General features: G+C 68.3%; 24 protein-coding genes and 4 pseudogenes. 16 read left to right on the top strand and 12 right to left on the bottom strand.

Features of this window, described 5'->3' with window-relative positions:
- Positions 1-92: 92 nt before the first annotated feature.
- Positions 93-383: pseudogene (locus BSB02_RS16690) on the top strand (transposase); the annotation flags it as partial.
- A gap of 274 nt (positions 384-657) precedes the next feature.
- Here the strand turns inward: BSB02_RS16690 and BSB02_RS16685 are convergent.
- Together BSB02_RS16685 and BSB02_RS16680 are read right to left on the bottom strand one after the other, a co-directional pair.
- Positions 658-1,053, bottom strand: a complete 396-nt coding sequence (locus tag BSB02_RS16685) for a nuclear transport factor 2 family protein (protein WP_084959892.1) — start codon at positions 1,051-1,053, stop codon at positions 658-660.
- 74 nt (positions 1,054-1,127) lie between these two features.
- Positions 1,128-1,568, bottom strand: a complete 441-nt coding sequence (locus BSB02_RS16680; RefSeq protein ID WP_084959890.1) for a MarR family winged helix-turn-helix transcriptional regulator — start codon at positions 1,566-1,568, stop codon at positions 1,128-1,130.
- A 109-nt stretch (positions 1,569-1,677) separates the two neighbouring features.
- On the opposite strand from BSB02_RS16680, the gene BSB02_RS16675 reads away from it, so the two are divergent.
- A complete protein-coding gene (locus BSB02_RS16675; RefSeq protein WP_084959888.1) occupies positions 1,678-2,184 on the top strand; it encodes a MarR family winged helix-turn-helix transcriptional regulator in 507 nt (168 codons plus the stop codon).
- Positions 2,185-2,453: 269 nt separating this feature from the next.
- Here BSB02_RS16675 and BSB02_RS16670 read toward each other — a convergent pair whose 3' ends face one another.
- Positions 2,454-2,678 (bottom strand): hypothetical protein, encoded by a 225-nt coding sequence (locus tag BSB02_RS16670; RefSeq protein WP_206184737.1) that lies wholly within the window; start codon positions 2,676-2,678, stop codon positions 2,454-2,456.
- A 348-nt stretch (positions 2,679-3,026) separates the two neighbouring features.
- Between BSB02_RS16670 and BSB02_RS16665 the strand changes: the two genes are divergently transcribed.
- The 4 genes and pseudogenes from BSB02_RS16665 (at position 3,027) to BSB02_RS16650 (ending at position 4,490) form a co-directional block, all read left to right on the top strand.
- A complete protein-coding gene (locus BSB02_RS16665; RefSeq protein WP_084959920.1) occupies positions 3,027-3,536 on the top strand; it encodes a DinB family protein in 510 nt (169 codons plus the stop codon).
- Positions 3,476-3,857, top strand: a pseudogene (locus BSB02_RS43575) (transposase family protein); the annotation flags it as partial. The gene BSB02_RS16665 and the pseudogene BSB02_RS43575, both read left to right, overlap by 61 nt.
- 64 nt (positions 3,858-3,921) lie before the next feature.
- The gene (locus BSB02_RS16655) at positions 3,922-4,182 is read left to right on the top strand and encodes a hypothetical protein (RefSeq protein ID WP_143590771.1); all 261 of its coding nucleotides are present in this window, start codon (positions 3,922-3,924) and stop codon (positions 4,180-4,182) included.
- Positions 4,179-4,490, top strand: a complete 312-nt coding sequence (locus BSB02_RS16650; RefSeq protein ID WP_084959884.1) for a type II toxin-antitoxin system PemK/MazF family toxin — start codon at positions 4,179-4,181, stop codon at positions 4,488-4,490. The genes BSB02_RS16655 and BSB02_RS16650 overlap by 4 nt, the downstream gene beginning before the upstream one ends.
- Positions 4,491-5,027: 537 nt before the next feature.
- Here the strand turns inward: BSB02_RS16650 and BSB02_RS16645 are convergent.
- Positions 5,028-5,753, bottom strand: a complete 726-nt coding sequence (locus tag BSB02_RS16645) for a hypothetical protein (RefSeq protein ID WP_143590769.1) — start codon at positions 5,751-5,753, stop codon at positions 5,028-5,030.
- A gap of 180 nt (positions 5,754-5,933) precedes the next feature.
- Here BSB02_RS16645 and BSB02_RS16640 point away from each other — a divergent pair.
- The 4 genes from BSB02_RS16640 (at position 5,934) to BSB02_RS16630 (ending at position 8,075) form a co-directional block, all read left to right on the top strand.
- A protein-coding gene (locus BSB02_RS16640) for an IS5 family transposase (protein ID WP_169729400.1) occupies positions 5,934-6,742 on the top strand; the annotation gives its coding sequence in 2 pieces (ribosomal slippage) (positions 5,934-6,276 and positions 6,276-6,742; 810 coding nt in all).
- A gap of 278 nt (positions 6,743-7,020) precedes the next feature.
- A complete protein-coding gene (locus tag BSB02_RS16635) occupies positions 7,021-7,683 on the top strand; it encodes a TetR/AcrR family transcriptional regulator (RefSeq protein ID WP_084959879.1) in 663 nt (220 codons plus the stop codon).
- Positions 7,684-7,767: 84 nt separating this feature from the next.
- Positions 7,768-7,872 (top strand): cytochrome P450, encoded by a 105-nt coding sequence (locus BSB02_RS42270; RefSeq protein WP_240506466.1) that lies wholly within the window; start codon positions 7,768-7,770, stop codon positions 7,870-7,872.
- Between the two features lie 23 nt (positions 7,873-7,895).
- Complete coding sequence (locus BSB02_RS16630) at positions 7,896-8,075, top strand: alcohol dehydrogenase catalytic domain-containing protein (RefSeq protein WP_084959877.1); 180 nt, start codon at positions 7,896-7,898, stop codon at positions 8,073-8,075.
- A 281-nt stretch (positions 8,076-8,356) separates the two neighbouring features.
- Here the strand turns inward: BSB02_RS16630 and mhpA are convergent, their stop codons facing one another.
- The 5 genes from mhpA to BSB02_RS16605 are packed head-to-tail and all read right to left on the bottom strand — an operon-like array spanning position 8,357 to position 14,187.
- On the bottom strand, positions 8,357-9,886 hold the full coding sequence (mhpA, locus tag BSB02_RS16625; protein WP_084959875.1) for a bifunctional 3-(3-hydroxy-phenyl)propionate/3-hydroxycinnamic acid hydroxylase MhpA: 1,530 nt from the start codon (positions 9,884-9,886) through the stop codon (positions 8,357-8,359).
- Positions 9,883-10,296, bottom strand: coding sequence for a TIGR03618 family F420-dependent PPOX class oxidoreductase (locus BSB02_RS16620; RefSeq protein WP_084959873.1), 414 nt, complete (start codon positions 10,294-10,296; stop codon positions 9,883-9,885). Before BSB02_RS16620 ends, mhpA begins: the two co-directional genes overlap by 4 nt.
- Positions 10,293-12,122: an acyl-CoA synthetase gene (locus tag BSB02_RS16615; protein WP_084959871.1), complete on the bottom strand. Its 1,830-nt coding sequence runs from the start codon at positions 12,120-12,122 to the stop codon at positions 10,293-10,295. Before BSB02_RS16615 ends, BSB02_RS16620 begins: the two co-directional genes overlap by 4 nt.
- Positions 12,119-13,057 (bottom strand): fumarylacetoacetate hydrolase family protein, encoded by a 939-nt coding sequence (locus tag BSB02_RS16610; protein WP_084959869.1) that lies wholly within the window; start codon positions 13,055-13,057, stop codon positions 12,119-12,121. Before BSB02_RS16610 ends, BSB02_RS16615 begins: the two co-directional genes overlap by 4 nt.
- Complete coding sequence (locus tag BSB02_RS16605; protein WP_143590767.1) at positions 13,054-14,187, bottom strand: VOC family protein; 1,134 nt, start codon at positions 14,185-14,187, stop codon at positions 13,054-13,056. The genes BSB02_RS16610 and BSB02_RS16605 overlap by 4 nt, the downstream gene beginning before the upstream one ends.
- Before the next feature lie 129 nt (positions 14,188-14,316).
- On the opposite strand from BSB02_RS16605, the gene BSB02_RS16600 reads away from it, so the two are divergent.
- On the top strand, positions 14,317-14,982 hold the full coding sequence (locus BSB02_RS16600) for a TetR/AcrR family transcriptional regulator (protein WP_084959865.1): 666 nt from the start codon (positions 14,317-14,319) through the stop codon (positions 14,980-14,982).
- Positions 14,983-15,446: 464 nt separating this feature from the next.
- On the opposite strand, the gene BSB02_RS16595 is transcribed toward BSB02_RS16600, so the two are convergent.
- The gene (locus BSB02_RS16595) at positions 15,447-15,653 is read right to left on the bottom strand and encodes a TetR family transcriptional regulator (protein WP_240506465.1); all 207 of its coding nucleotides are present in this window, start codon (positions 15,651-15,653) and stop codon (positions 15,447-15,449) included.
- Positions 15,654-16,086: 433 nt separating this feature from the next.
- Here BSB02_RS16595 and BSB02_RS16590 point away from each other — a divergent pair, with 433 nt between their 5' ends.
- From BSB02_RS16590 to BSB02_RS16570, 5 genes are all read left to right on the top strand, one after another.
- On the top strand, positions 16,087-19,311 hold the full coding sequence (locus BSB02_RS16590; protein ID WP_084959863.1) for a bifunctional cytochrome P450/NADPH--P450 reductase: 3,225 nt from the start codon (positions 16,087-16,089) through the stop codon (positions 19,309-19,311).
- 121 nt (positions 19,312-19,432) lie between these two features.
- Positions 19,433-20,479 carry a zinc-binding dehydrogenase gene (locus tag BSB02_RS16585; RefSeq protein ID WP_084959861.1) on the top strand — a complete coding sequence of 349 codons (1,047 nt, stop codon included), beginning with the start codon at positions 19,433-19,435 and terminating at the stop codon, positions 20,477-20,479.
- 99 nt (positions 20,480-20,578) lie between these two features.
- Positions 20,579-21,577, top strand: coding sequence for a sensor histidine kinase (locus BSB02_RS16580; protein ID WP_158088654.1), 999 nt, complete (start codon positions 20,579-20,581; stop codon positions 21,575-21,577).
- The gene (locus tag BSB02_RS16575; protein ID WP_240506468.1) at positions 21,577-22,095 is read left to right on the top strand and encodes a PAS domain-containing protein; all 519 of its coding nucleotides are present in this window, start codon (positions 21,577-21,579) and stop codon (positions 22,093-22,095) included. The genes BSB02_RS16580 and BSB02_RS16575 overlap by 1 nt, the downstream gene beginning before the upstream one ends.
- A gap of 17 nt (positions 22,096-22,112) precedes the next feature.
- A complete protein-coding gene (locus BSB02_RS16570; RefSeq protein ID WP_084959855.1) occupies positions 22,113-22,778 on the top strand; it encodes a sensor histidine kinase in 666 nt (221 codons plus the stop codon).
- 349 nt (positions 22,779-23,127) lie between these two features.
- Here BSB02_RS16570 and BSB02_RS43570 read toward each other — a convergent pair.
- Positions 23,128-23,471: pseudogene (locus BSB02_RS43570) on the bottom strand (Tn3 family transposase); the annotation flags it as partial.
- Positions 23,434-24,094: pseudogene (locus tag BSB02_RS43565) on the bottom strand (DUF4158 domain-containing protein); the annotation flags it as partial. The pseudogenes BSB02_RS43570 and BSB02_RS43565, both read right to left, overlap by 38 nt.
- Positions 24,095-24,224 lie beyond the last annotated feature (130 nt).

Genomic DNA, 24,224 nt, shown 5'->3' with positions numbered 1-24,224 from the left:
GCCCGCACCCGAGCTCCGTCCCATCCGATCGCCGCGCGGGCGATCCGGGTGCCCCGCCTGGGCGATGGACGGCCCCGGACCCGCCCGATCGGGTCTTGGCCGACAAGGCGTACACCTCCCGGGGCAACCGCGCGCATCTCCGGCGGCGTGGCATCAAGGCCACCATCCCCAGCAAGACTGACCAGGACGCCAGCCGCCATGCCAAGGGCTCCAAAGGCGGCCGGCCACCCGCATTCGACCGTGAGATCTACAAGCAGCGTCACGCCGTTGAGTGCGGCATCAACCGGCTCAAACGCCATCGCGCTGCGGCCACCAGATACGACAAGCTCGCCGTACGTTACGAAGCCACAATCCTCATCGCTGCGATCAACGAATGGCTCTAGCTGACTTTGATACAGGGGTCGTTTCAAGATCAGGATATGGGTCTGATGCGCCAGTCGGATTGGGTTTCTAGATTTCTTTGATGAATGCTCTGGAACCAGAGCAAGGACACCGGCTACCTCCGCAACGCCCGAGGCCGGCTCGTCCACTCGTGTTTGTGCAACAGCAGCCGCTACGACTACAAGAACTGCTGACGCAGTGAGAGGGGGCCGCACCGTTGCGATGCGGCCCCCTCTCACTTTCCGGGCAAATGTTCCGGATCGCTTGCGGCATAGATCAGTTCTCGCGTGTCCAGGCGGGCGTGATCCGCACCTCGCGCAGACGCCAGCCTGCCGGCGTCCGGGCTGCGGTGAAGTGCTGTCGCAGGCCGCCGGTGAAGTGGGGTGCCTGGCCATCGCGGTAGTAGTACACGGTCGAGTTCGCCGAGACGGCCGCCTGGTCGCCGTCGACGTCCACCAGGAGGTCGGTGGTCGTGTGCTGGGTGTCCTGCCCTTCGACCTCGCTCTGGCGCATGAAGTCGACGACCTTGTCGATCCCGTGGAGTTGGCCCCCGCGGGGCGAGTGCACGGCCACATCGTCGGCGAAGACGGTGCCCGCGTCCTCCCACCGCTTCTCGTCGAGCAGGAGCGCGAAGCGGGTGATCAGGTCGGCGATCGAAGTGTCCGTGGACATGACTGCCTCTTTCGTTCTGCAGGGCGGCGATGTTGTCTTCATGCCGGGTGGGCGGGTTTCGAGGAGTAAAGGGTTCAGGGGGCGGCCAGCACCGCGTTGGCCCTGCCCAGGACGGTGCTCAGGACGCGGCCTGCGGCGGCCAGGTCCTCGGCCGGCAGGTCGCCCCACAGTCCCTGGGTGATCGGGCCGATCGCGGCGCGGACCTGCGTCCAGCGCCTGTGCCCTTTGTCGGTGACCTGGACGCGGCCATCCCCGCCGTCGCGCAGGAACCCTGCCGCGGTCAGTTCGGCGATGCGTTCGGCCGCCGACGCCTGGCTGAAGTGTGTGGCGCCGCTGACCCGGTGGATGAGTTCGGCCCGGTCGATGGTCCCGCCGCCGAGCACGGTCAGCGTGAGGGTCACCCACTGGGGCTCGGTGATGCCGGTCCCGGCGAGCTGCCGGTCCAGGATCGCGTTGAGCGCCTTCTCGGTCTGGCCGATGAGCGCGGTACTGAAGGTCTGGGCTTCGGTTGTCATGATGACCTTCCAATCCGTTTCCTTAACTAACGTTCGCTTCACTAACGTTTCTGTCACGAACGAAGGTACATCGTTAGTGCGACTAACGCAACCCGGTAGGATCGGCTTCATGACCAGGAGAGCCGAAGCCGCGGACATGCCCCACCACGGCGAGATCAAGACGCCGGACAGGCTGCGCCGACGGGCCAGTCGTCTGCTATCACAGATGTCCGCGCAGTCGGACCGGCTGATAAACGAGGGGCTGGCCCAGGCCGACGCCCACAAGTGGCACTACGCCGTGCTGGCCTCGTTGCAGGAGCACGGCCCGGGCAGCCAGGCGACGCTGAGCCGACGCGCCGGTATCTACCGCAGCGACATGGTGGGCGTCCTCAACGAACTGGCCGAGCGCGGCCTCGTCGGGCGGGCACCGGATCCCGACGACCGCCGCCGCAACGTCATCACGATCACCGCCCAAGGTCGCCGGCACCTGCGCCGCCTCGACAAGGTCTTGGACGACCTCCACGACCAGCTGCTCGCCCCGCTGGCCCCTGCCGAACGGGACCAGTTCGTGCAGTTGCTCACCCGCTTGCTGGACCACCACACGCAGCAGGCACCGCGCCCACCCCGGATCCCCTGACACGAAACCAGCCCCGGCGACACTTCGCCTTACAGCTGTCACCCGCGAAGTTTGAGCCACGACGAACCTCGGCCGCGCGGAGTGGAAGAGCCACGAGCCTGCGTTTGCACTGTTCTCGCAGCTCCTGCATCTGGTCGCATGGCGTGCTGCGGTCGCCTGAGCTCGTTGAGGGCCGGACGGGGAAGTCGGCACATGGCGCGATTCCTGCTTGCCGGATGCGGGGGTCCGAGCTCAGGTCTTGAGCGTGCAGCTGGCTCTGGCGAGCGTGGTCAGGGCTTGGCGGGTGTGTTGAGGCGGGCGATGGGGGCGAGCATCAGCAGGCCGAGGGCGCCCAGCAGGCCGAAGGCGAGCCGGAAGTCACCATGGGCATCACGCAGCGCGCCCACCAGCAGCGGGGCCAGTGCCGCGCAGGCGTAGCCGACGAAGAAGGCCATGGCGCTGATCCGGCCCGCCTCGCCTGGGTCACGGCTGGCCACCACGGGCAGGGTCAGCACGAGGGTGAACAGGCCGCCGTGGCCGACGCCGAGCGCGACGATCCAGAGCCAGGCGGCGGCGGGCGCGTACGCCAGCCCCAGGAAGCCGGCAAAGGGTTATCCGAGCTGATTAGCGAACTCCCAGGACTACAGCAGATTTGCACTCCCTCCAAAGGAGCCGCACCCTTTTCCGATTGGGCCGCTCCATATCACACCGCAGGAACTTGGCCTCGGGCCAGATGAGCCCGATCGACTACGAACAACGGTCACATAATCCTGCTCAAGCCACATAGCAGCTGGCATCCCTGCTACGGAGGCGGAGTCCCCCTGCGACGCGCGAGTCGGGTGGAGGGGGCTATCCTTGCGATCATGGTCATCCGGTCGTCGTCGGAACCCGCCGTCTTCCACGCAGCGCTCCGCGATCAGTTCGAGGCGTTCCTCGATGAGCATCGATCCGCGCTGAACGACAGCTTGAACGGGCTGACCGAGGAGCAGGCGCGCCGATCGCTGGTCACGTCCAAGACCACGCTGCTGGGCCTGGTCAAGCACGCCACGTTCGTCGAGAAGGTCTGGTTCGACGAGGCGATCACATGCCGATCCCGCACCGAGATCGGCATTCCCGACTCGCCCGATGAGTCGTTTGATCTCGACGACGGCGACACGATCGCCTCCGTCCAGCGGGCCTACCAGGAGGCCTGCGCGGCCTCCCGTCAGGCCGCGGCGGAGCTGACACTAGATGACCTCGTTCGGGGCAACCGCCGGGGCCCGCTGCCACTGCGCTGGGTCTACCTGCACATGCTGCGTGAACTGGCCCAGCACTGCGGCCATGCGGACATCCTCCGCGAGCAAGTCCTCAGTGGCACCATACGCCGTGGCTAGGTCTGCTGCGCCTGGCCCGGTGCGTCGTCGAGGATGGCTGGCCGCTACGACATGCCGCCGAACGTTTCCAGTTCAGCCACACCACCGCCGCACGCTGAGCTAACCGCTACCGGCAGTTGGGCGCCGAGGTCGTGCACGACCGCTCCAGCCCGCACCACTCACCCCGCAAGGCACCGGCCTCCGCGCGAGCACCGCATCGGGCCAGCGAGGCTGGCCCCCCGAACCGGGATCGCGCCCTCCACCGACCATCGCATCCCGCCCCGTCACGGACTGCCGTTCCTGGCCACATTCGACCGGGCCACCGGCGAGCCTGTCCGTCGCGACCGCTGATTTGTATGCTGCCGAATTCCTACCATGAGTAATACCGCGCGGCTACACTCGCGGTATGGCTATGGAGAAGACATCAGTCAGCATGGACGCGTGGATCCTCAACGCCGTGCGCAAGCATGCCGAGGAACAGGGGCTGAGCGTCTCGGCTGTCCTCGCGCGCGGCGCCCTCCGCGAACTCGCCGCCAGCCACACGCCGGCCGCCCGCGCCGCGGTGTACGGCGCCGGCGCCGTCGTCACCCAAGAGGCAGATGAGCGCATCGTCACCGAAGACGTCACGCGGGCCGCCGACGAGCGCCGCTCGGGTGGGGCCGCGTGAGCCACCGATTCGGCGAGCTGTGGACCGTCCAGCTCGGCGACCGGGACGAAGTCCGTCTGATCGTCTCCGGCGACTTCTACCACACCCTGTACGGCGACAACGTGCTCACCGCGCACGTCGAAGCGGCCGACGTGGCACACGCCCTGACCGCGTTCGTGGTCGACGTCGGCGAGGGCCGCGCCGCGATGATCGACCGCATCAGCACCGTGGCGGCCATCCGGCTCAAGAGCAAGGTGGGCGACCTGCCGGACGACCAGTTCACCGCCGTCCGCGGCATGATCGCCACCATCTTCGGCACGGCCGGATAGCCCTCCCGCCCGCCCGTCGTGTCGAGCCCAGGAATCTCGCTGCTCCTGGGCCCGCGCCGCCCCTGGGCCTGCGCCTCGCCACGGTCGACAGGTTCTCGCGCTCACCGAGGAGCCCGACCCGCTGGGCGCCCGACCTTACGGCGGCATCCTGGCTCATTCGAGCCGCGCACCGACACCTTCCGGATCAACACCTGGCCGGCCAGATCGCCCAGCGGATCTGGGCCATTGGCGTGGGCACCATTCGGCCCGCGCGCGGTACGGCGTGTCTCCCGCAACGAGTAGCCGATCCGCTGCGATGTTGAGGGTGCAGGTCTTCAGCCTCTGGACGGTGGGAAGGGGGGCAGACCAAGTAAGCCGGAAAGGGCTAATAGGGCTGGTTAACAGCCGTCGAAGAGTCCCTCCTGCTGATCAGGTCTTGGACGTGGACGAACAAGGGCTACTGACGAGCCTCGGCCTCTCCCAACATCGCACGCGGCGCGCTGCTCTCCAGCCTCGGCACCGCAACCCTGGCCCAGGAAGACGGAGACGGCCGTCCGATCATGTCGGCTGTACGGGTCCGGCTACGTCCGCGTAGCGGATGATCTGGGTCGCCAGGAGCGCCACTGCGGCCAGCGCGGCGGCCGAGCCGATCAGGATTATTGGAGTGTGCGGGCCCAGCAGCCAGAGCAGGGTAAGGGCGCTCAGCGGGGGCGCGCAGAACGCGACCAGGTCCACCACCAGTTGTAGCCGCTTGCGGGAGAGGCGGAGTGGATCCTCGCGGTGGTATTTCTCCCATTTGAACATGTCGATGTCACTGAAGCCGTCCTCGACGAGGCCGACCAGACGCGGTCCCAGTTGGTTGTGGACGTACCGCCCAATGGCCGTGATCTTGTGATCGTTGGCGACGTAGGCCCAGCCCAGCACGGTGGTGGCCAGCGGCAGCAGCAACAGCAACCCCATCCGGCCAACGGTTGTGGTGATAGTGATGATGCCGGCGACTGCGGTGAGCGTGGCGTTCAGCAATTGGCCGCGCACGCCGATCCGCTGCCGCTCCTCCGCCTTCAGGGCGTCGTATTCTTTCAGCAGCGCCGTGACCGCGTGCCCGGGACTTGCTGCGGTGGTGTCGGTGATTGCGGGCATGATGGGATCCGCCTCCCTGTCTGTCGGATTGGTGGGTGTGCGGGCGTGCTCCCCACCAGGGTGTCGATCGATTGACTGCGGTGATGCGCGCCACTGGCTGCCCAGCACCGCTGGCCTGAGCGCCGGCAGGTCCGGAGTGGTCACGCGTGGAGAAGGGGCGACGGCGCAGGGCTCCGCCCGCCGTTCGAGCATTCCGGGTCGCGGTCACTGGGCCATCAGAACCTCTCGAGGGGACCGGCGGCTTTAGAGGTCCTAACAAAATGATCTAGGTCGTGTCCTGTGACGCTGCTGGTCGTTGATCTTCGTGTGAAAAAGGGCGAGCAACTGCCGTGGATTGTGTCGGACAGGTTGTGGGAGCGGATCGAGCCGCTGCTGCCGAAGGTGGAGCGGCGCCGACGCCATCCCGGACGCAAGCGGCTGGATGATCGGCTGGCGTTGCCGGGCATCGTGTTCGTGCTCTACACCGCGATCCCGTGGGAGTTCCTGCCTCAGGAGCTGGGCTTCGGCTCGGGGATGACCTGCTGGCGGCGGCTGCGCGACGGGCATCAGGCGGGCCTCTGGCACCGGCCGCACCAGCTCCTGCTCACCGAGTTGCACGCAGCCGGTCAGCTCGACTGGTCCAAGGCGGTGATCGACAGCTCCCACGTCCGGGCGCTCAAGGGCGGCCCAAAACCGGCCCGAGCCCGGTCGACCGCGCCAAGCCGGGCTCGAAACACCACCTCATCACCGAAGGCGGAGGCATCCCCGTGGCCGTCAGTTTGGCCGTCAGTCTGACCGGCGGCCACCGCAACGACGTCACCCAGCTCATGCCCCTGATCAAGGCCATCTCGCCGGTACGCGGACGCGTCGGCCGGCCACGTCAGCGGCCCGACTGCCTGTACGCCGACCGAGGCTATGATCACGACACGTACCGCCGTCTGGTCTGGCGCACCGGCATCAAGCCCATCATCGCCCGGCGCGGCACCCCACACGGCTCCGGACTGGGCGTTCACCGGTGGGTGGTCGAGAGGACGATCGCACTGCTGCACTGGTTTCGCCGCTTGCGCATCCGCTGGGAGATCCGCGACGACATCCACGAAGCCTTCATGACGCTCGCAGCAGCGATCATCTGCTGGCGACGCCTCGTCCGCTGATCTTTCTGTTAGGACCTCTTAGCGAGAAGCCGCTCCCTTCAGGGAGCGGAGGAGTCACTGGGTTAGACGCCGTACAGCGGCGGTAGAGCGCCTCGCCACCCATCGCCCGATCCTTCCCTGTATCTGGCATTCCGATTATGACCATATCGTCACCTACGTGCGCTATGTACATTAGCGTCATATATGACGGAATCGTCAAATCGATGGTGAGCGGTTCGTCACTCTTGACGAACCGCGCTACAGTGGGTCCGGGACAGCAGCGACAGGAGTGGGACCAGATGGCCGACGCCGCACCGAGCCGCCTGGATCGGCGCAAGGCGCGCACCCGCGCCGCGCTCATCCACGCGGCCCAGACCTTCATCGCCGACGGCAAGACCAACGTGGCGATCCTGGAGCTCACCCAGGCCGCCGACGTGGGCATGGGGTCGTTCTACAACCACTTCTCCAGCAAGGAAGAACTCTTCCACGCCGCCGTGGAAGACGCCCTGGACCGGCACGGCGCGGCGCTGGATGAGCTCACCCGCGGCATGGACGACCCGGCTGAGATCTTCGCCTGCAGCTTCCGGCTGACCGGACGCCTGCACCGGCGCCATCCCCAGCTCAGCAAGGTCATGCTCAACACCGGTGTGGCCCTGGCCACCTCCGAGCGCGGCCTCGCCCCGCGTACCCGACGCGACATCCAGGCCGGCATCCAAGCCGGGCGCTTCACCGTGGGCGACCCCGAGCTCGCACTCGTGATGGCCGCAGGCGCCACACTATGCCTCGGCCAACTGCTCCATACCCAGCCCGGCCGCGACGACGCCCAGGCCACCGACCAGATCGCCGAAGACCTGCTGCGCGCCTTCGGCATCCCCGCCGACGAAGCCCACCAAATCTGCCAACGTCCCCTGCCCGAGCTGGACCGGCTTCTCCCAATGCCACCCAGTAGCAGTGCCTGGTGATGGCACGTGAGCCGGTCATGAGTCGTTGGCGCTCCGCTCGCTCGGCTCGAGGTCCAGGTCGCGGTCGGTGAGTTCGTCCGCCGCGTGCAGAACCCGCGGCTCGTCGAGGACCTGCCGCCGTACCGGCACAACCAGATCTTCCGCGGCCCGCGCCACGTCCTGGTCGACATCGACGGGATCCGCGACTGACGTTGCCTGCGCAAGGATCCGCTATGCGTGCTTTTCAACTCGTCGAATGGCAACAACCGCCCGAGCTGCGCGAGGTGCCGGTCCCCGAGCCCGGGCCGGGGCAGGTCCTGGTGAAGGTCGCGGGCGCCGGTGCCTGCCACTCCGATCTGCACATCATGCAGGCACCCGGACTGCTCAGGTGGCCCGGGTGCTTGGCCACCTGAGCATCGCCGGTCTCGGCGGCGGAGCCCTACCTGTCAACTTCTCGAGCCCGCCGCACGAGTGCGCGGTCGCCTCGCCCTACTGGGCTCCATCTCCGAACTATCAAGATGCTGGTCGACCACTTCCCCTTGGAACGTGCTGGCGAGGCATACCAGCTCCTGCGCGACGGCAAGATCCAAGGACGCGCGGTCATCACCCCCCACGCGTGAGCATCATCATCAAGCGACTGGTGCGCTCATGAGGCACCAGGCCGCTCGTTCCCGAGGGCAACGCCCGGTTGCTGTCAGTCGGCCGCCGAGGCCCGGGGCAGGCTCGCGGCAAGCGCCAGCGGATCATGCCCGGCGCGCTGCACCGTGCCGTCGGGGCGCACCAGGACTGCGTGTGCGCGACCTTTCCTCAGCCATCGGTGGAGCTCGCTGCCCGGCCGGGCAGCGATGAGCACCGCTCCGCACCGCTCGATTTCGGCTCGTTGCGGGGTGGACGGCTCGGTGGCCGTGACGATCGTGAACCGGCCCGCGGCCACGTCGTCGAAACGACGGCCGTCGTCGAGGATCGTGTTCGGGCACAGCGTGCCCGCGAGGGTGCGGCGCAGGGGTGGCCGCACCACCAGGTCTGACCGGCGCAGCGCAGGTGTCTGGCTGTGCTCGACCTGTTGCTTGAGGCCGGGCACGAGGTGCAGCCGCGGAGCCACGACGTGGCGGATGACGTTGCCCAGCCCGCCGCCCGCCGTCATCGCGGTGCCGAGCAGTCTTGCCTGGCCGATCAGGGTGCGAGCGTGTGACTTGCGTTCGATCTGGTAGGTGTCGAGTACGGTCTCGGGCAGGGTGCCGCCGAGCACGCCGGCGAGTTTCCAGGCGAGGTTCATCGCATCGCGCAGCCCGGCTCCCATGCCCTGGCCGATGAAGGGCGGGGTGAGGTGGGCGGCGTCGCCGAGGAGGAACACCCGGCCCTGGCGCCACCGGTCGGCGACCTGCGCGCGAGAGACGTAGCCCGCCGCGCGGACGATTTCCAGCTTCTCGACAGGAATTCCCTTGGTCCACGGCGAGATCAACGGATGCAGGCGGGTCATCTCGGTGTAGTCGTCAGCGGTTTCGCCGGGCGCCAGCCGGAATTCCCAGCGGTAGCGGGTCTTTGCGAGCCGCATGTAGGTCGAGGGGCGGACCGGGTCGCAGACCTGGTGCACGCCGTTCCATTGGCCGAGGTCGGCGTCGGTGTCCACGTCGACGACGAGCCAGTGCTGGGTGAACTTCAGGTCCCGCATGACGGCGCCGATCGAGGCCCTGGTCACGCTGTTGGCGCCGTCGCAGCCCAGGACGTACGCGGCGCGGACCGAATCCCGGCGGCCCGTTGCACGGTCGGTGACGTCGACCCGGACCCCGCTGCCGTCCTGGGCCAGCGCGTTGACCTCGATGCCTCCGCGAAGGGTGACGGTTCCATACTGTTTCAGATTCCGGCGGAGGAGCGCCTCCAGCTCCGGCTGGTCGAACATCACCCCCTGGGGGTAGCCGTGCCTGCCGACGCCGTCGCGTCGGAACTCCGCCAGTACCCGCAAGGTCGCATCGACCAGTCGCAGGCCGCGGTGCGGCCAGGAGATCGCGGCGAACTCGTCCCGGACACCGAGGCGCGCCAGGATCCGGTAGACCTCGTCGTCGAGGGCGACGGCGCGGGGCCCCGGATAGATCGACTCCCATCGCTCGAACACCAGGCACTCGACGCCGTACTGGCCAAGCAGGGTCGCAGCGGTGAGTCCGGTGGGGCCCGCGCCGATGATGACGACCGCCGAAGCGGTGTGCGACGGGCGGTGGTCGCTCATGATGTGCCCTGGAGATAGCTGGCGCCGTAGACGCGCTCGACGATGATCTCGAGGATGACGCGGTTCATGGCGGCCAGCTCCGCGTCGCTCAGCGGCTCGACGCTCTGGCCGCCGATGCGGGACACGACACGGGCGGTGTCCGGCCCGATGCCGGTGGTCCGGAGGGCGGCGGCGCCTTCCAGCGTCACTGACGGGTACGGCGCAGACGCGCCGATCACACACAGGGAGGCGCGCCCGCTGCGTTGCACGTCCCTGGCCTTGGCTCGGCCGGGTTCGGTGGAGATGAGCAGGCGGTCGCCGTCCAGGGCGAAGTAGACCACTGACTGCCGCACCCCGCCGTCGGGCCGGGTGGTGGCCAGCACGCCCGCCGGATGCCGAGCGAGGAAGTCACGGACAACAGGATCGATCATGAGGTCACCAGCCGGTAGCGGAGGGGGTAACGGTCGAGCGCGGCGGCCAGCTCCGCATCCGGCCCGATCAGGACTATCGGCCGCCCGTCTTCCAGGACGACGTCGAACCCGCCCTCAGGGCTGAGCTCCTGGACGAGGCGGCGGACGGAGTCGGCGACCAGTTCGGGTTTGTAGAGCTTGCCGACGGTCGTGGTGGGCAGGGATGCGATGATGTGCACGGCTTTGGGGGCGGCGGCCGGTTCGGGGGCGTTCGCCCGGGCCCAGGCCAGCAGGTCGTCTTCGCCGGCCGGGGTCGTGACGGTCACGTAGGCGACGGGGACCTCGCCGGAGTGGGGGTCGGGGCGTCCCACGACGGCGGCGCCGCTCACGGCGGGGTGCGCCAGCAGCGACTCCTCGATGGGGCGCGGGTCGATGTTGTGGCCGCCGCGGATGATGAGGTCCTTGGCCCGCCCGGTCAGATAGACGTAGCCGTCGGCGTCCACGTGCCCGAGGTCGCCGGTGATCAGCCAGCCGTCGAAGATCTTCCCGACTGGGTCGGGCCCGTCCGGCCTCAGGTAGCCGGGGAAGACGGCCGGTCCGCTGATGGCCAGCACCCCGGTCTGCCCGGGCGGGCAGTCGCCGGTCGGCCGGTCGTCGCCGTCCACGGTGACGGCCTTGATCTGCTGGTACGGCAGGCGCAGCCCGACCGACCCGGCCCGGGGCGCGAAGGCCGGGGTCACGGCGCTGGCACAGGTCGCCTCGGTCAGCCCGTAGCCCTCCAGCATCGGCACCTTGACCGCCTGCTCGAAGTCGGCGCGGACCCGGGCCGGAAGTGGGGCGGCGCCGACCGCACCGGCGCGCAGGCTGGAGATGTCCACTCCGTCGGGCACTGGCGGCAGGTTCGCGTACACGGTGGGCACGGCCGAGAAGGCGGTGACCCGGTAGCGCTCGACGATGCGCCAGAAGTCGGCCATGAGCGTTTTGTCGCGGTAGCCGAGGGGGCCGAGACTCACCACGCTCGCGCCATGCATGAACGGCGCCAGCCCGGTGACGTGCACGGCGTTGACGTGGAACAGCGGCAGCCCGGCCAGCGCCACGGCGTCGCCGCCCGCGTAGGTGCCGGAACAGCCGAGCGCCCATGCCATGTAGACCTCCATGGCATGCGTGTGCGGGGCGATCTTCGGAGTGCCGGTGGTGCCGCCTGTGTGGAAGTAGGCGGCCAGATCCTGCGGGCGGGGCCGATGGTGAGAGATCAGCCGGTCGCCTGGCTGCTCGGCCGCGAGCCGTTCGAAGTCGCCACCGCCACGAGGGCCGTCGATGGCATCGGTGGCAGCGTCGTCGCCCACCACCAGCAGCGCGCGCACGCGCGGCAGTCCCTCGACCACGCGTAGCGCCTTCTCCCACAGCCCCGGGTTCATCCGGGATCCCGCCACGACGAGGATCTCGGCCTGGGTGAGGGTGAAGATGTCGATGATGTGATTGTCGGCCAGCATCGGGTTGACCGGGTTGGCGATGCCGACAGCCTGGGCGCCTAGCAGGGCGGCGTAGGTGTGGCCGGTGTTGGGCAGCAGCAGCCCTACCGTTCCGCCCGGTGCCAGCCCCAGGCTGGTGAAGAGGTTGGCGGCCTGGTGGACGCGGGCCAGCAGTTCGCCGTAGCTCCAGGTGACCTCCTCGCCTTCACCGAGCAGGTGCAAGGCGGGCGCCTGCGGGGTGGCGGTAGCCGTGCGGTACAGCAGCTCGTACGTGGAGGCGGGCAGGTCCCGCTCGGCCAGCGGCACCGCCTCCACCAGCGCCAGGTCTTCCGGCGCCAAGACCAGAGGGCGGTCGCCCTGAGTGTGGTGCGTCATGGTGCGTACCTCACCACCGTGCGCTGGGTCCCCAGGTCGATCCCTCCGTCGTCGGTGGCCACGCCGGCCTCGATGACATCGCCGTCCTGCAGGTACTTGGGATTGGCGGACTGGCGTTCGAAGAAGAGTTTCCACTTGACCGCGGGCGGCAGCAGCGAAGCGAGGACCTCGATCGGCTTGGGCGGCGCGCTGAGCGCCGTGCCGACAGGGGTCCCCGTCAAAACCAGGTCACCGACGTCCAGGCGCTGGAAGCGGGTCAGCGCCTGCAACGCCTGGAGCGGCTGGTAGATCATGTCGGCGACCGTCATGTTCTGCCGGAGCTCCCCGTTGACCCACAGCCGCAACCGCAGGTCGGTGAACCGCTTGAACTCGCCAGGCTCCAGCAGCACCAGGGCGGGGCCGACCGGAGTGAAGGTGGGGTAGGACTTCGACTCGTAGAACTGGGTCTTGACCAGCTGCAGGTCGCGGGCGGAGATATCGTTGGTGACGACCAGGCCCGCGACGCAGTCGGCGAGGTTGTCGGCGGTGACCGTGGTGCCGACGGGCATCTCCCGGCCGATGACGAGCCCGATCTCCACCTCGTAATCCAGCAGCCGCACGCCGGAGGGCCGGATGACCTCGTCGTAGGGTCCGCTGATCGAGCCGGAGGACTTGCGGAAGAAGGTAAGCGGCACGGCGGCGGGATCCATGCCCACGTCCTTGACGTGTGAGGCGAAGTTCGTCATCTGCGCGACAACCCGGCAGGGCGCCGTGACCGGCGAGTGCAGGGTGAGGCTGTCGACGGCCACAGTGTCGGAGCTCGTGGCGGCCGCGGCGATCGCCTGCCGGTCGGCCAGCAGCTGTCCGGTGGTGGTGGCCTGGGTGTTCACCTTGGCGGCGCCGGCAGGTGTGGCCACCCACCAGGCGTCGGCGGTGCGAAGGATGGAGGTGCTCATGAGGTCGCTACTTTCAGCAGGCCGCGAAGGCGGTGCAGGTCGAATTCGTTGTCCTCGCGCAGCGCGCGGACGATCCCGGACAGTTCGCGCAGCAACTCCCGGCCGGGTGCCAGGCCGAGGAAGTCCTTGCTGGCCGGAGGCCCCCATTGGGCCAGCCCGGAGGCGGTCATGGGCGCCCAGCCGGGCTCGAGCGTGCAGTCGAACAGATCGCCGTCGCTGAAGTGCTCGACCAGGAAGCCGTCGGGGTCGCGCCAGTAGTCGAAGATCTGGCTGCCCTGGATGTGCCGGCCGATCCCCCACGACCGCCGGTAGCCCTCCTGGAGCAGGTACTGGCCGCCGGCGGCCAGCGAGTCGAGGTCGGCGACTTGATAGGCCGAGTGCACGTAGCGGTTGACCGGGCCGAGGGTCATCGCGAGCGTGTGATGGTCGGTGGGCGTCATGCCGCGGTCGCAGCGGATGAAACTCATCACCGGCCCGCGTTCGCGCTGCCCCGGGTAGTAGAGGAAGTCGCTGACGATCAGGCCTAGGTGATGCAGATACCAGTTCAGCGTCTCGAGGTAGCGGGTGGTCTGCAGGACCACGTGGCCGAGCCGCTGTACCTTGGCCGGTTCGCGCGGCGGTCTCTGGGTGGCGTTGGTCCGCGCCGTGTCATGGCCGAAGTTGAACGTGAGCGGCACCTGGCCGGGCAGCGTGGCCAGGTCGTGCGTGCCCGAGACGACCTGCACGCGGTTGCCGCTCGGATCGGTCAGCTCGACGGTGAGCCCGCCCAAGCTCTCCGGCAGTGGCGCAGCCTTCCGTCCGGTGGTCTGCGCGAGCCGGAGCACGTCGCTGGGGTCGGCCGCCTTGAAAGCCGGACCGATGAACTTCGACCGGGTTCCCTTGCGGATGAGCACGCACGGGCTACCGGCGTCGGTGCCGCGCAGGTGGAGTTCGTCCGCGGTACGCAGCGCCGTGGTGAATCCGAAGGCGTGCGCGAACGCCTCCGCGCGCTCCAGATCCGGTTTGCAGAACTCCAGCCAGGCCAGATCGTGCACCTTGATGATCGGGTTGACCGCCCTGCCCGAATGCTCGCCCTTCAAGGAGCCCTGCTCACTGTGCAGGCCGGTGTGCGGGTCATGGTGATCGATCACGGGCCACCTCCTCCACATCGTTGACACTATCGTCATTTATGAGTGTATCGTCAACATGTAGCGCTGACGATTTCGTCACTCTGGCGTAAGGCGAGCGCCGCACAGCGTCCGGAAGAGGCGGGCAAAAGCATGGCCGACACGGCCGGCGTGGCGTCCAGCCGCCTGGATCGACGTAAGGCACGCACCCGCGCCGCGCTGATCCGCGCGGCTCAGGCCTTCATGGCGGCAGGAAGGTCGGACGTGGCGATCCTGGAGATCACTCAGGCCGCGGACGTGGGCATGGGCTCGTTCTACAACCACTTCTCCGGCAAGGCCGAGCTCTTCCACGCCGCCGTGGAAGACGCCCTCGACCGCCATGGCGCCCTGCTCGACGAACTGACCCTCGACCTGGACGACCCGGCGGAGACCTTCGCGCAAAGCTTCCGGCTCACCGGCCGCCTGCACCGCCGCCATCCCGAACTGAGCAAAGTCCTGCTGAACCGTGGCCTGGCCCTGACCCGCTCGGAGGAGCGAGGAGTGGTCCCCCGCGCCCGGCGCGATATCCAGGCCGCCGTCCAGGCTGGACGATTCACCGTGGCCGACACGGAGCTGGCCCTGACGGTCGCGGCCGGCACCACGCTATCCCTTGGTCAACTGCTGCACGACCAGCCCGACCGCGACGATGCCCAGGCCACCGACCAGATCACCGAGGACCTGCTGCGCCTGTTCGGCGTCCCCGCCGACCAGGCCCGCGAAATCTGCCGACGGCCCTTGCCCGAGCCGGACGACCGGCCCCGAGGCGGCACCGCCGCCTAGAGTCTGCCGGTCAAAGGTCGGGCTGGGGGCGTGAATCATCGAGGACTCCGACCCGCCGTCCTGGAGTTCGACGCTCTCGCCGGTGTCGCGATCGAGCAGCGTGACGAGGTTCTCGATGGGGTGGGCGTAGGCGTTGTCGCCGGGCCTGTCCTCACGTGCGCGACGCAGCGGCTCAGCCTTCTGCGGCCCTCTTGGTCCGCAGGCAACCCAAAGGTGCTGGCCAGAGGACGATTTGTATGGCCGACATGTCAGCGACGCCGCGTTCGGCGTAGGCGGCCTGGACGGCGGGGGTCCCGCGGACCGTCTCGGCGTTGGCCCGCCATTCCTCCAGCCTGATCGGCAGCTACGCAGCGGGCGCGGAAGCGTGAACCTGTCGCAGATGCCCATCGTGGTGGAGATGACCCGCACCGCGGACACCGCGATCGCCACCGCCCCGCCGCCGGCGGATGCGCAGAAAGGACTTGTTAGCGTCGCGAGTTGGACCGCGCTGGACGGCTCTGAGAAACCTCGACTGGGTTCGTCCATGCCGCGGTGAGCTCATCCAGCGCCGCGCCGTGCCGGTCCAGGGCGTCTTCCACGGCGGCGTGAAAGAGTTCGGCCTTGCTGGAGAAGTGGTTGCAGAACGAGCCCATGCCCACGTCGGCGGCCTGGGTGAGCTCCAGGATCGCCACGTTGGTCTTGTCGTCGGTGCTGAAGGTCTGGGCCGCGTGGATGAGCGCGGCGCGGGTGCGCGCCTTCGCCGGGGGCTCGGTGTGGCGTCGGCCATCTCACTCCTGTCACTGCTGTCCTCGATCCACTGTTGCGCACTTCCGTCAAAAGTGACGAAATCCTCACCATCGATATGACGAATCATCGCATTAATGACGATACTATACATAACTGACGATATCGTCATACAGGACAGGACCCCGGACAGAGCACAGCGAGGCCGTCACCGTGGCCGCCGCCCAGCGGACGTGCCTAACACCAGCACGCTCGAGCGTCGCACCAGGTCGGCAACGCCATTGCGGCCAAGAGGAGTGCGGCCTCGGCTGAGAACACAAGTCCACACCGCGCGGCGAGCGCCCTGCTGCCGCAGCCTCCCCTTCCCGATGGAGGAAACCCATGACCGACCAGCTCACCACCACTGGCCCTCGCCCCATACCGTCCCCGCGCGGGATCCCCCTGCTCGGCCACACGCCGCAGATCCCCGACACCAACCCGGTCGAGTACTTCGGGGAGCTGTCCAAGCAGTTCCCCGAGGGCATCTACGGCATGAACATCGCCGGCATCGAACAGGTCTTCGTCTACGACCCGGACCTGGTGGCCGAGGTCTGCGACGAGACGCGGTTCTTCAAGCAGATCGACAAGACGCCGCTGCAGCACGTCCGGGACTTCGCGGGGGCGGGCCTGTTCACGGCCCACCAGCACGAACAGGAGTGGGGTATGGCGCACCGTGTCCTGCTGCCGGCGTTCAGCCAGCGGGCCATGAAGGCTTATTACGGGCAGATGCTGGAGATCGCCCAGAACCTGGCGGGCAAGTGGGAGCGCCGGGAGGGGCAGCCGGTCAACATCACCGACGACTACACCCGGCTGACGCTGGACACCATCGCCCTGTCGGGGTTCGGCTACCGGTTTCGGTCCTTCGAGAAGGAGGAGCTGCATCCCTTCCTCAAGGCGCTGCTGGGCGCGCTGGTGGAGTCGCTGCGGCGCTCGCAGGAGCTGCCGATGATGACCAAGCTCCGCAAGGCGGACGACCGGAAGTACCGCGACAACATCCGGCTGATGCAGGACCTGGTCGAGAGCGTGATCAAGGAACGCCGCGAGGGGAAGGGCACCGGTGAGGATGACCTGCTGGGCCTGATGTTGGAGGCTGTCGACCCGGAGACCGGCAGGCGGCTGGACGACGACAACGTCCGGGACCAGGTGCTGACGTTCCTGATCGCCGGTCATGAGACCACCAGCGGTCTGCTGTCGTTCGCCACGTACTCGCTGATGCGCAACCCGCATGTCCTGGCCCAGGCCTACGCCGAGGTGGACCGGCTGATGCCCGGTGACACGGTCCCGGACTACGACACGATCATGCGGCTGGATGTCATCCCGCGGGTCCTGGACGAGACGCTGCGCCTGTGGGCTCCCATCCCGATGATCGGCAAGGCGCCGCTGGAGGACACCGTCATCGGCGGCCGCTACCAGCTCAAGAAGGGCACACAGGTCAACATCCTCGAGGGCCCGCTGCACACCCACCCCAAGGCGTGGGAGCGTCCGGACGAGTTCGACATCGACCGGTGGCTGCCGGAGAACCGTGCCCAGCACCACCCGCACGCCTACAAGCCGTTCGGCAACGGCGTGCGTGCCTGCATCGGCCGGCAGTTCGCGCTCACCGAGGCCCGTCTGGCCCTCGCGCTGGTATTGCAGAAGTTCAAGTTCTCCGACGTCAACGACTACAAGATGGACGTCCGGGAGGCGCTGACGCGCAAGCCCGGTGACTTCGAGCTGATCGTCCGTCGGCGTCAGGAGCACGAGCGCACCGTCTTCGGCGCCGCGGACCTGCAGACCGCCGACACGCAGGCGCAGACAGCGGTCAGCGGTGTCGGTGTGAACCTGACCGTCGCCTACGGCTCCAGCCTCGGCAGCTGCGAGGACCTGGCGCGCACGATCGCCGACCGCGGCGAGCGGTCCGGGTTCGGCACCACCTTGCTCAGCCTGGATGAGCTGGGCGACAACCTGCCCACCGAGGGCCTGCTCGTCGTGGTCGCCGCCAGCTACAACGGCAAGGCGCCCGACAACGCCCAGCGCTTCGACGACCTGATCGCCGCCGGGCTGCCCGAGGGCTCGCTGTCCAACGTGCGCTTCGCGCTGCTGGGCGCCGGCAACACCCAGTGGGTGGCGACCTACCAGGCGTTCCCCAAGCGGATCGAGGCCGCCCTGCTGGCCGCCGGCGCCACCCCGGTCATCGAGCGGGGCGTGGCGGATGCCGCCGGTGACTTCGACGGCATGGCCAGCCGCTGGATGAACACCCTGTGGGCCACCCTGGCCGAGGAGTACGCCGCCGACACCTCCGACGCGGGCGGGCCACGCTACCAGGTGCGGCTGCTCACCGAGGCGGACGTGCGCCCCGCGATCGTCTCCGAACAGGCCTACCCGCTGACCGTGGTCGCCAACGAGGAACTCGTAGGCGACCCGGCCGGGCTGTGGGACTTCAGCATCGAGCCGCCGCGCCCCTCGGCGAGGTCCATCATCGTCGAGCTGCCCGAGGGCGTCACCTACGCCACCGGCAACCACCTGGCCGTCTTCGCCAAGAACGAGCCGGCGCTGGTCGAGCGCGCGCTGACGAGGCTCGGCGTCGAGCACGACCAGGTACTCCGGCTCGACCAGCCCGGCGGCGGCAGGACGCACCTGCCGGTGGGCACGCCCGTCACCGCCGGACTGCTACTCACCGAGTTCATCGAGCTGCAGGAGGTGGCCACCCGCACGCAGATGCGCATCCTGGCCGAGCACACCCCGTGCCCCTGGACCAAGCCGCAGCTGGAGGCCTACACGGCCGACACCGAGGAGGCCGACGAGCGCTACCAGAAGGAGATCCTCGGCAAGCGGGTCTCGGTGCTCGATCTCCTGGAGCGCTTCCCCGCCGTCGAACTGCCGCTGGCGGTGTTCCTCGACATGATGGGGCCCATCCGCCCCCGCTTCTACTCCATCTCCTCATCCCCGCTGGCCCACCCGCGCCAGGTCCGGCTGACCGTCGGCCTCGTCGAAGGCCCCGCACTGTCGGGCAACGGCGCCTACCGCGGCCTGTGCTCCCAGTACCTGGGACGACTCAAGCCCGGAGATGTCTTCTACGGTTACGTGCGCGTGCCCTCTCCTGCCTTCGCGCCGCCCGCCGACCCCGCCACACCGCTCGTCCTCATCGGGCCCGGCACCGGCATCGCACCGCTGCGCGGCTTCCTGGAGGAGCGCGCCTGGCAGCACGCGAACGGCACGAAGGTGGGCCCGTCCCAGGTCTTCGTCGGCTGCCGCCACCCGGAGCACGACTGGTTCTACCGCGAGGAGATGGACGCCTGGGAGCAGACCGGGATCGCGCAGGTGCACACCGCCTTCTCCGCGGTGGCCGGTCACCCGGCACGGTTCGTCCAAGACGCCCTCATCGCCGAGGCCGACACGGTCTGGCAGGCGCTCGAAGACGGCGCGTACGTCTACGTCTGCGGCGACGGCCGCCGCATGGCGCCCGCCGTACGTGAAGCACTCGCCGCCATCCACCGCGGCCACACCGGCAGCGACGACGAAACCGCCCGGCAGTGGGTCGACCAACTCGAGGCAGACGGCCGCTACCAGCAGGACGTCTTCGCCTGATCCCCGTCCACCGCCCCCGAATCGGGTCAGCCAGACGGACGAGCCCGAAAGCCCCGCCCTCGGCTGCACGCCGGGCGCACGGCACCAACCGTCCAACCCCTGTCAAGAAAGTGAGATCACCATGAACACCATGCTCGCCGGACGCTTCCACCTGGACAGCAGGAAGTTCCTCGTGGAGGAGGTTCCCGTCCCCGTGCCCGGCCCGGGCGAGGTACTCGTCGAGGTCAAGGCCGCAGGCGTCTGCCTGTCGGACGTCCACCTGATCGACGGTACCCTGCCTCCTCTGTTCGCCACCTCCGACGCTGTCACAGTCGGCCACGAGGTCTCCGGGGTGATTCACACCCTCGGCCCGGGCCTCAAGCGGGGCCTGACCGTGGGCACCCGCGTCACCCTGGAGGCCGGACAGAGCTGCGAGCAGTGCGCGGACTGCGCCCGCCGCCGCCCCTGCACCCAGGTCCGCACCCGGGGCATCGACTACGACGGCGGCTGGGCCGAGTACGCCATCGCCCGCGAGGACACCCTCATCCCCATCCCCGACGAGCTGCCGTTCGACCAGGCCTCGATCATCCCGGACGCGGTCTCCACCTCCTACGCCGCCGTCGTAGCCACCGCCGGGGTGCGCCCGGCGCAGGCCGTGGGCGTGTGGGGCGTGGGCGGAGTGGGCGCGCACAGCGTCCGCGTCGCCCGCCTGGTCGGCGCCGCCCCGATCATCGCCGTCGACCCGCTGCCCGGCGCCCGGGACCGCGCTCTGGCCTTCGGAGCGGACATCGCCCTCGACCCGGCTGCCGATGACTTCGCCGACCAGGTACGTGCGGCCACCGCCGGACGCGGCCTGGACTTCGCCTTCGACTGCGCCGGCGTGCCCGCCGTCCGCGAGCAGGCCGCCGCAGTGCTCGGCCTCGATGGAGCTCTCATCCTGGTCGGCATCACCCCCAAGCCGTTCACCATCAGCGAAGGCCTGACCTTCAATTACATGCGCAAGCAGGTACGCGGCCACTACGGCGGCTTCCCCGAGTCCGTCTCCGAGCTGGTGCGGCTGGCCGCAGGCGGCCGACTCGACCTGGCCCCCTCCATCACCGACCACATCCCGCTCGCCGACGCCGCCGACGCCATCCACCGGCTGGAGCACAAGATCGGCGACCCGATCCGCCTCATCCTCGTTCCCTAATGNCGCGGGCCTCGACCTTCATCGCAGTTCCGAGCGCCGAAGAGAAACGACAGCGACATGTCTCACCCCAATTCCCCAATCGCCCGCCAGGACTTGGGCATGGACATCACCGACCTGTACGCCTTCCGGGGAGCGCGCAGCACTGCACCCGGAGGATGCGCGGTGTGCGGCAGCGGCTTGCCCGTGAATATGCAAGCTCACAGCCCCGATTCCGCCGAATCTGATCGAGAGAAGGGATCGGCCGCGATCACGTGCCTGACAGTCCGGCACGACTGTAAGGATCCACATTCGCTCTGTGAGGGCCGAGCCGCGACGATCCCGATCGTCCCCGACATGCTCAGAGAGCTGGAGCAGGAGCTCCGGAAGAATCGGCAGTTCGCCTCCGACGCCTCGCACGAGATGCGCTCCGCCGTCGCGGGACTGCGCGCGGGGCTGGAGGAGGCCCTCCTGTATCCCGACCAGACCGATCTCCACCACCTGCTCGCCAGGGCGCTGAGAGACGTCGACCGGTTGGATGCGATCCTCACCGACCTGCGGAGCCTTGGCGCAATAGAGGCGGGCCCTCCCATGGAGGCGCAGCAGGTCGACCTCGCAGAACTGGTCCGGGACGAGGTCTCCCGCCGGGCCGACCGTCTCGCGGTCCAGCTCTTGCTTCAACCGGGCGTGATGGTCCAGGCCGTCCCAATCCGGATCGCCCGGCTGCTCACCAACCTGCTCGACAACGCCCAACGGCACGCCCAGCGGATGGTCGAGGTCAGGGTGAGCCGCGTGGGCGACAGCGCCGAGGTGACGGTAGCCGACGACGGAGAAGGGATCGCGGAGTCCGAGCGGGAACGGATCTTCCAACGCTTCACCCGCCTGGATGCCGCACGCCGCCTCGACCACAAAGGCACCGGCCTCGGTCTGGCGATCGCCCGCGACATCGCCCAGGCGCACATGGGCACCCTCCACGCCAGGGAGTCCGCACCGGGCGGAGCTTGCTTCGTGCTGCGGCTTCCCCTCGCGGGACCAGCCCGTCTGGCAAGCATGCGAGCGAGGCAGATGCTCGGACGAGGCCATGGATCCTTGATCGCGCGGCATAACGGAGAGGGAACGTGATGATATCCAGCGTTGACTACGCCGCCGTGTTCGCGGCCATTCCGAGCCCGTGCCTGGTCATGACGCTGGATCTGACCATTGTGGCCGTCAACCAGGCATACGCCGACGCCTGCGGACTGCAGCGGGAGGAATTGCTGGGCCGGTATCTCTTCGAACCGTTTCCCCGTAACCCCGCCGATCCCGATGAGATCCGCGCGCTGCGGAACCTCGAAGCCTCACTCTGCCGGGTCCGGGCCACCGCACAGTCCGACGTCATGGTTCCGCACAAGACCGCCATGCCGGTGTCCGGCAGTGCGGACATGTTCGAGGAACGGTACTGGAGCGCGATCAACACCCCCGTCCTCGACCCGGACGGAGCGGTGCGGCTGTTCCTCCACCTGGTCGAGGACGTGACCGCATTCCTTACCACGCGACAGCAGGCCGGTTCGCGGGCGGGGAAGGTGGACGCGCACGGACACACGATGGAGGCGGAAGGCTGCGCCCCGCCAACGAACTGCAGGATCGGAACCAACAGCTGACGGAGGCGAAAACGCGCGTGGAACAGCTGGTCGACCGGCAGCGTCAGTTCGCCGCTGACGCCTCGCACGAGCTCCGTACCCCGATCGCCGGCCTGCGCCTGCAAGTGGAGGCGGCGCGGCTGTATCCCGACGACGTCGACCTGCCCGACCTCCTGGACCACGTCATGGGTGACCTCGATCGGCTGGAGAACATCATCAATGATCTCCTCCTTCTGGCCCGGCCGCAGCCCGACACCGAGAGAGTTCTCGAGGAGGTGGACCTGACCGAACTGGTCAAGACAGAGGCAGCTCGCCGGCCCGACCGGTGCCACCTGCGACTCGACCTCGACCCCGCGGTGACCGTGAAGGCGGCCCCGGGCCCTATAGCCCGGTTGTTCGTCAACTTGCTCGACAATGCCCGGCGTCACGCCGCCCACATGGTGGAGGTTCGCCTGCGCCGCACAGGCGAACATGCTGAGCTGGCCGTGACCGGTGACGGCGAGGGAATTGCCCCAGCCGACCGCGAACGCGTATTTAGGAACTTCGCCCGGCTGGACACCGTCCGCAGCCGCGACCGCGGCGGTCCCGGCCTAGGGCTGGCCATCGCGCGCGACATCGCCTCAGATCACCGCGGCACTCTGCACATCGAAGACTCGGCGATCGGCGGCGCGTGCTTCGTATTCCGCATTCCCCTCGCCCGCTAACACCGGGCCTGATCCGGTTGGACGGAGATCAGTCGAGCGCTGCTCACCACGCACCTCGCATCCCGGCCCCTCACAACAGGCCTGAGCCTTCCCGCATTGCTATCGCAGTAAATACCGGATTTACTGCGGCAGCCGCCCGGGCCGTGCCATCCTGAGCTGGATCACCCACGCCAGCGATCACGATCGAGGTGTACGCATTTACTGCGGCAGACAGGGAGGGGTGCACGCGTGAGCCTGATCGCCGCCGACGTGATCCCACTCGGGCACGATCGGCCCGAAACCTACGCCGACGCGGTCGAGGTGCATCTGCTCGGGCCAGCCGGTGGCCCCACCAGCCGAGGCGGCACCGTCAGGCGGCCAGGTCAACGTCGGTGAAGTCGATCTCCTTGAGATCAGGGTTGAACGCCGCCGGCTCCTCGGCGATCTCGTCCGTGGCGTAGGCGCCGAAACGGCGGATGTGGGCGCGCAGGTAGGGTGACAGCGCTCCGAGCTCATCAGCGGTGATGGTCCACCCCTCGGCCACCAGGGTGCGCACCACGTCCATGAGGTCCAGGGCATTGTGGAAGATCACGAGGTAGCCCGCAGAGTATTGAGCTTGATCAACTTCTCCTGCTCTTCGGGGTCGTTGTCGGCGATCACGCCGTGGTTGCCGAACCCCAGCCACTGGGAGAACCCGTTGTATGTCTCGACCTTCCAGCCATTCCCAGGTGTCACCGAGGGCGTCAATCTCGTCCAGATACTTCACGACCTGGGCGAAAATCTGTGCGTTGACCCGGGCCCGGATCATGGAGGCCATCTCGTCCAGCGTGGTGAACCCCGGCAACTCCAGTGAGGCCTCGATCAGGCGTTCCAACGCCACGTTGATCAGATCCGGCGGGTTGTTCTTGGCCCGCGCCGCCTCAGTGATGGCCTCGGCCGCGATGGCACGCGCCCGCTCTTTGTCGTAGGTCACGCCGTGACGCGTTCGGATCTGCTTGCGGTGCCACTGGCGGTGCTCGTGGCTCCGTGGTCGGGTTCGACATCGTCGGCCAGGCCCAGGCAGCGCCGCACGTGGTCGACGACGACCTCGGGGATCTCCTGCCGGCAGGAAAGCGCGCCATCTTCTGAAAGCACTTTAGCGCCAGCACCAGCGCGAACAGCGTCTGCGGACTCCTGGCAAGCTCTTGAGCCCAGTCGATCTCATCGACTGTCGGGGTGAAGAACACGTGCAGCACCCGCGCCGAAGTCAGGCGTTTGAACTGCGGGTAGGCGGTCCGCTCGATCGATGTCGCTGGCGAGCCCTTCCTGGACGATCGCCTCCAGAACCCGCACACCATATCGGCAGATGATCAAAATGCACCCCAGCCTTCACCAAACCGCAACCAAGCCAACGCAGACGGTCACACGTCAGCGGCCATCAGGGAACCTTTTTCATCCTCGTGCGGAAGCCGCTGGCCACATCATGAT

Origin of the sequence: Thermoactinospora rubra, assembly GCF_002093975.1 — a bacterium.
GTDB lineage: Bacteria > Actinomycetota > Actinomycetes > Streptosporangiales > Streptosporangiaceae > Nonomuraea > Nonomuraea rubra_A.
Note: the sequence above shows the minus strand (reverse complement) of the source record. Positions and strands in the feature narration are given on the sequence as shown.

Coding starts and splice junctions, on each gene's coding strand:
- BSB02_RS16665 (WP_084959920.1), top strand. CDS start 3,027: ATGGTCATCCGGTCGTCGTCGGAACCCGCCGTCTTCCACGCAGCGCTC.
- BSB02_RS16590 (WP_084959863.1), top strand. CDS start 16,087: ATGACCGACCAGCTCACCACCACTGGCCCTCGCCCCATACCGTCCCCG.
- BSB02_RS16635 (WP_084959879.1), top strand. CDS start 7,021: ATGGCCGACGCCGCACCGAGCCGCCTGGATCGGCGCAAGGCGCGCACC.
- BSB02_RS16580 (WP_158088654.1), top strand. CDS start 20,579: ATGGACATCACCGACCTGTACGCCTTCCGGGGAGCGCGCAGCACTGCA.
- BSB02_RS16600 (WP_084959865.1), top strand. CDS start 14,317: ATGGCCGACACGGCCGGCGTGGCGTCCAGCCGCCTGGATCGACGTAAG.
- BSB02_RS16655 (WP_143590771.1), top strand. CDS start 3,922: ATGGCTATGGAGAAGACATCAGTCAGCATGGACGCGTGGATCCTCAAC.
- mhpA (WP_084959875.1), bottom strand. CDS start 9,886: ATGAGCGACCACCGCCCGTCGCACACCGCTTCGGCGGTCGTCATCATC.
- BSB02_RS16675 (WP_084959888.1), top strand. CDS start 1,678: ATGACCAGGAGAGCCGAAGCCGCGGACATGCCCCACCACGGCGAGATC.
- BSB02_RS16585 (WP_084959861.1), top strand. CDS start 19,433: ATGAACACCATGCTCGCCGGACGCTTCCACCTGGACAGCAGGAAGTTC.
- BSB02_RS16610 (WP_084959869.1), bottom strand. CDS start 13,057: ATGAGCACCTCCATCCTTCGCACCGCCGACGCCTGGTGGGTGGCCACA.
- BSB02_RS16685 (WP_084959892.1), bottom strand. CDS start 1,053: ATGTCCACGGACACTTCGATCGCCGACCTGATCACCCGCTTCGCGCTC.
- BSB02_RS16620 (WP_084959873.1), bottom strand. CDS start 10,296: ATGATCGATCCTGTTGTCCGTGACTTCCTCGCTCGGCATCCGGCGGGC.
- BSB02_RS16575 (WP_240506468.1), top strand. CDS start 21,577: ATGATATCCAGCGTTGACTACGCCGCCGTGTTCGCGGCCATTCCGAGC.
- BSB02_RS16615 (WP_084959871.1), bottom strand. CDS start 12,122: ATGACGCACCACACTCAGGGCGACCGCCCTCTGGTCTTGGCGCCGGAA.
- BSB02_RS16680 (WP_084959890.1), bottom strand. CDS start 1,568: ATGACAACCGAAGCCCAGACCTTCAGTACCGCGCTCATCGGCCAGACC.
- BSB02_RS16630 (WP_084959877.1), top strand. CDS start 7,896: ATGCGTGCTTTTCAACTCGTCGAATGGCAACAACCGCCCGAGCTGCGC.